General features: G+C 52.9%; 4 protein-coding genes and 2 pseudogenes. 1 reads left to right on the top strand and 5 read right to left on the bottom strand.

All coding sequences use genetic code 11. From position 1 onward, the window contains the following. From ACK59L_RS21250 to ACK59L_RS21230, 5 genes and pseudogenes are all read right to left on the bottom strand, one after another. Positions 1–479 (bottom strand): ATP-binding protein (locus tag ACK59L_RS21250; RefSeq protein WP_409275892.1); only part of this gene is annotated, 479 nt, incomplete at its 3' end. Further along, positions 472–1,854 (bottom strand): N-6 DNA methylase, encoded by a 1,383-nt coding sequence (locus ACK59L_RS21245; RefSeq protein WP_409275890.1) that lies wholly within the window; start codon positions 1,852–1,854, stop codon positions 472–474. The genes ACK59L_RS21245 and ACK59L_RS21250, both read right to left, overlap by 8 nt. A gap of 345 nt (positions 1,855–2,199) precedes the next feature. Beyond that, complete coding sequence (locus ACK59L_RS21240) at positions 2,200–2,994, bottom strand: DNA adenine methylase (RefSeq protein ID WP_409275888.1); 795 nt, start codon at positions 2,992–2,994, stop codon at positions 2,200–2,202. Between the two features lie 151 nt (positions 2,995–3,145). Then, complete coding sequence (locus ACK59L_RS21235) at positions 3,146–3,685, bottom strand: lysis protein (RefSeq protein WP_409275886.1); 540 nt, start codon at positions 3,683–3,685, stop codon at positions 3,146–3,148. A 20-nt stretch (positions 3,686–3,705) separates the two neighbouring features. Beyond that, a pseudogene (locus ACK59L_RS21230) lies at positions 3,706–3,906 on the bottom strand (glycoside hydrolase family 19 protein); the annotation flags it as partial. 79 nt (positions 3,907–3,985) lie between these two features. Between ACK59L_RS21230 and ACK59L_RS21225 the strand changes: the two are divergent. After that, positions 3,986–4,162: pseudogene (locus ACK59L_RS21225) on the top strand (pyocin activator PrtN family protein); the annotation flags it as partial. Positions 4,163–4,802 lie beyond the last annotated feature (640 nt).

Below are 4,802 nucleotides of genomic sequence, written 5' to 3'. Positions count from 1 at the left end.
CGTGTACCTGCAGGCCTACCGGATCTAATTTCTTCAATTTTGAGATCTACGTCTTCAACTGTATCCGCGATATCGAAAGCATCCCAATTGACCTTCAATACACTTGTAACACCTTTATCACCAACAGTAGACTCAAGATTTACAGTCCGCCCCATTCTTAAAGCAGCGAGACGCCCCAGCCCCTTACTACCAGAAGGCGTGCGACCCAAAACTGTAGTTTGATGGCTGTTCTTACTTGACTTCCCTAAAACCAGCCAGGAGTCTTTGATGTTAGGGCTAGTCATGCCGTTACCATCGTCAGTTACAACGATTTTCCCACCCGGCAGCCCAGTATCTGTTAGCTCTACCACACACTTTGTTGCATCCGCATCATACGAGTTCTTAATCAATTCCAATATGCTTTGATCTGCACCTTGGTTCAGCTCTTCACCAAGCCTAACTAAAATATTTGGAGAAAATCTAAAATGCACACTACTCATAGCGCTCCCTGACGATATCTATATCCGCTAGGACTTTAGTAGTTAAATGTCGGCATCGACTAACTGCATTCAACCATTCATTAATTCGCGGGTCTTTCAAGTCATCCATTAGTACTAAGCAGCTTCGAATATCTCGATCTCTTGGACTGATAATCAGAAGATGGTTTTCCACTGCAAGGGGTCCATAGCCTTGGACTAGCGAGGGGACCAAGCGATTTTTATCGCTTGGACTTGAGGTTCTTCTAACGACAACAAATGGTGGCGAGTAAAGGGTACCTGAGAAATTTATTTCAGGCAGTTCAGCCACCGTTGAGAATGGCGGGGCTTCTTGCGTAGTCAAATATGGCACTCGCACGCCTTGATCTTTCAGTCTGTGCGGGACTACAGGACCAACTCGCACCTCAAACAGTTCCTTGAGTTTGACAAAAGCCGGGGAATCATTTCCAACCACAGATTGCCATATATCAGCATGACTATCTATGAACCGCGCCCCCACGATGACCGACAACAAAAATACGTCAACATCCACACTCTTAGAAAAACGCCCGTACACATCTACGGCAGTGATTGAAGATTCTGCCTCGACTAAATTACGCCACTTATTGTAACGAGTACCGCAGCGAAGTACATCCGGAAGTACTGCGGCAATTTTTTGCCCAGGCTTACCAACATGCAGCGCCTGAGCAACAAACACACCTGCTTGCTGAGTCTTTCCAGTACTCCAGCTTACATCCTGAGACGCTGCTATATGACCGAAAGGTGGGTTCGCCACTATGCAATCAAAATCCGCGCCAAGGGCGGTACCAAGATAATCACCAACATGAAAGAAAGAAAAAAACTGAAGACACGTATTAAGTTCAGCCTTAGATATTTCGTGCACGCCATGACGCTGACACGCCAAAGCCACTAGCCTTAGTTTTGTTGCCAGAATAAAACTTTCATTTAAATCACACCCACCAAACCGTCCGCCCCAAAACTCAACAGTATCTTTCAAGCATTTTTTTATTGGGAAGCGCTTAGCAACGGCTAGCAGTAAATTTCCTGCACCACAAGACGGATCAAAAAAGGAAGCGCCCGCATCTATATCATCGAACAGAGACAGAGCTATCTTCTCAGCAATTTGATCACCCGTGAAGAATATCCCTTGGCTAGCCCGAATATTATGGGGTATTAGCTCTTCCGCTGCACATGTAACATTCATATCAACAACGTTCACTATTGAACGCCTTTCTATATGCTGACCAGTATTAGCTCCAGAAACTAACAGCCCTTGCATCTTTTCCACAAATGGAGAGTACTTGTCGCTAGCGACCTCATGCAGACTTTTTGGCTTTTCAAGCCGACTGGCAACGGCATCTTCATTCAAGTTCAACAAGGCCACATAGTCCCGCAGTTACATTATTTATCTTACTTGGAAATACACTTGTAAGCGGCAAGCACCCATCGACTGACCTACCAATCGAAACTGTCTACTTTCCCTCACAAACCAAGCATTCATTGGAGCTAAAAGCAGGAATGATATACCAATCTGGAGATGGACGCGGGCGAAGGTCTTGCTAAGGCGATGAATGCTAGACGGACGCGGGCAAGATGTCACTATGCCATCATCACATTCAAGCTAGTCGCGCTCCAGTTCTCTGAGAACCGAGCCTAGCAAGCCAACGCCCGACAACTCCTCAAGGTACCTACAGCTGCATCAAAGCACCGGACCTGGACATCCTCAGAACAGGCTGCCTAATGACGCCGGCTGCCAGTTCATGATCACCAGCTCCCTTGTTATCTCCGCCTTGGTCTGACGCTGGTTCGTGTTGCTGTAGCGGATATCTTGGCACTCGAAATGGAAACCCTCAAATGCCCGCCGGATGTCTGGATGGTCGTTGATGCTGACCATCACCCTACCCTTGCAGCGCCGCATGAAGTCAGCCATGCGCTCGTACTCCTCGAAGGGGAAGTCGACGCCGTAGCCGGCTGTCTGCCAGTATGAGGGATCCATGTAGAAGAACGTGTGCGCTCGATCGTAGCGCTCGGCGCAGGCGAGCCAGGACAGGTTCTCGACGTAGGCGCCGGCGAGGCGCTGCCACGCGGCGGACAGGTTCTCCTCGATGCGCAGCAGGTTGATCGCCGGCCCAGTGGTGGCGGTACCGAACGTTTGCCCGGTGACCTTGCCGCCGAAGGCATGCTGCTGCAGGTAGAAGAAACGGGCAGCACGCTGGATATCGATGAGGGTCTCGGGGCGCGTCATCTTCTGCCACTCGAAGATCTGGCGGGAGCTGAGCGCCCATTTGAACTGGCGCATGAATTCTTCGAGGTGGTTCTGCGCAACGCGGTAGAGGGTGACCAGGTCACCGTTCAAATCGTTCAGCACCGCCACGGAGGCGGGCTGGGGGCGCATGAAGAACAACGCGGCACCGCCAGCGAAGACTTCGACGTAGCATTCATGAGGGGGAAAGAGGGGGATCAAGCGGTCGGCCAGGCGGCGTTTGCCACCCATCCAGGGGATGATTGGTGAGGTCATAGGTATGCAAGCCTTTAATGTATAGATAAACAGGTGTTAGGCTCGCCGCGCTTTGTGCACAAGGCAGAGGCCACGGCTGGACTTGCAGGAAGGGTCTGCGGGTTCGGTGGGCCGGGCTGGATGTTGACGCATCCTTCCCGGCTCGCCTCTTTTACTGCTTGGTGATTTCGCGGACGTAGGCCTGGCAGGCCTGCAAGGCGATCAACCCGCGGTCGCCTTTATCGGTGATGGCGATAATTCGTTGAGCATGCGCTGGGTCAAGTTGGGCGCGAATGGCGCTAGGTACCACGCCTCCGGTGCCGGCGGTTTCTCGCAGCCCACCGACACAACCCGAGCTGGCAACGGCACCTGAGTCGACGAGGACTGACAGCCGCAGATCAGTGGTAGCAAGCCGGTCACGCAGGCGAGCTTGAGTTTGTTGCGCATCTTCCATCTCCTTCCAGTGGTTTTGTGCCTGGGCCTGCAGGCGAGCCTCCAGGGCGCTACGGGCTTGCTGTTGTTCAGCTAGATGATCGAGCGCGGCGGCAGCCGCCCTCTCCCGCTCTAGGCCGTTGATACGATCCTTCTCTGCCAGCTGCTTGCGGTAATCGTCGGCCTGCCCAGCAAGCTGCGCGTTGTATGCGTTAGCCTGCCAAACCCAAGCTGCTCGAGCGCCAACCGCACAGGCGAGCAGCAGCGCCGCGACAGCCAATAGGCGGGAGACCCACCCGTTCACTGCAGCACCTCAAGCGCTCGCGCGTAGATGGCCTTTCGATCCTCCAGGCCATTGGTACCGCCGTTGAAGCGCTTGGTGATGGCCAAGAGGTCGCCTTTGTGCGCGACGTTATTCAGTCCCTCTTTCTGCCAGAACCAGCCAGCCGACAACGATGCGTAGACCGGATGATCGAGCAGCTCAGCCGTGTTGCCGAGGCGCTAGGCCAGGTGACTGGTGCTTAACATGCCGTCGACAGGAGGGGCAGCCGTGATCCCAGCCTCTGGTTTGATGGTGTAGTACAACGGTACGTCGATCATCTCACTCGAACAGGTATGCGCTGACTACATTACGCACCTCATGCCGCTCATATTCCAACGCAAGGTGCTGCCCGGGGAAATCAAGCTGCCTATCACCCGACTTGAATTGAGCCAGAAGAGCGCTATGGGCATACACATTGCCGATCTAGCCCTTTAGATAGACCAGCAGCGGGATGCGGCGCGCAAAGAGCGTGCGCAATTGAATGAGATGTGACGTGCGGCTGATACAAGACTGCGATCCAGGATCATTTTCAGCTGTCTACAGCGAACTATATGGCTGAATCCGCGTCTGCACCCAGTCGAACCCACCTTAGCGACTTAGCGTTGATGGCCTCCTACAATCGGCGGCCATTGACTTGCTCTCTCAATGGGCTGGATGGCAACGGTCGGATTGCCCTAATCCCGGACACGATACTGACCGCTTTCGTGCCATAGCTGCCATTGGAGGACGATTGCTGGCTTGAAGCGAGCCGCAACTCGGTCTAGCCCCCCACAGTACCATCAGCCTTTCTAGTGATGGAGGGCGCGCTCTATCTCGTTGCTTGCCACAGCTCGGAAACCTCGGATTTACTGGTCGTCCCACTTAATGGCTACGGCTTTTTCTCGCTATATCTTACAGTGATCTTGATATGTTCTGACTCTCGCCTTGCATAGTCGCAGCGCTTTGGTGTATGTCAGCCAGAAAGGAAACGAAGACGAAAAATGCGGAAGCTAAGCAATACCCCAAGCCCAAAGTTAGTTCTAGAGGAAAATATTTTTTCGAGGCTTGCCACAAGCCGTGGCAGCCCCAAGCAAAT

Source organism: Pseudomonas sp. KCJK9111, from assembly GCF_046231935.1.
Taxonomy (GTDB): Bacteria; Pseudomonadota; Gammaproteobacteria; order Pseudomonadales; family Pseudomonadaceae; genus Aquipseudomonas; species Aquipseudomonas parafulva_B.
This window is presented reverse-complemented; position numbering and strand designations above follow the sequence as displayed.

Excerpts from the sequence above, each read along its gene's own strand:
- ACK59L_RS21240 (WP_409275888.1), bottom strand. The coding sequence starts at position 2,994 with ATGACCTCACCAATCATCCCCTGGATGGGTGGCAAACGCCGCCTGGCC.